This window comes from Bacillus cereus group sp. Bce019, from assembly GCF_051781745.1.
Classification (GTDB): Bacteria; Bacillota; Bacilli; order Bacillales; family Bacillaceae_G; genus Bacillus_A; species Bacillus_A cereus.
In genome coordinates, this window is sequence record NZ_JBPWJX010000225.1 from 1 (window position 1) to 257 (window position 257).

Here is a 257-nt window from a genome sequence, read left to right on the forward strand (position 1 = left end):
GATGCCGCACACGGTGCTACTCGTTGGCTCCGACGAACGCGACGATGCTGTCGATCGTCTCGAAGGTCGCGCGAGTCTCTTCGTCGGGGCGCAACGCACGCCCGATCTTCTCTTCGATGAACACCGCCAGCTCGGCGATACCGAGGGAATCGAGAATGTCGTCGACAAGCGGGGTGTCGCCCCGAAGCTCGTTCTCGTCGAGCGGAACGAGGTCGGTGAGGATGAGCGCTGACCAAGGAGTTGCGCGCGCTCATCCT

Annotated in this window: 1 protein-coding gene; it reads left to right on the top strand. The window is 63.0% G+C overall.

The window, feature by feature from the left end:
* A partial coding sequence (locus tag ACS2QP_RS28120; protein WP_438883118.1) for a hypothetical protein occupies nt 1-232 on the top strand: 232 nt, incomplete at its 5' end.
* Nucleotides 233-257: the final 25 nt, after the last annotated feature.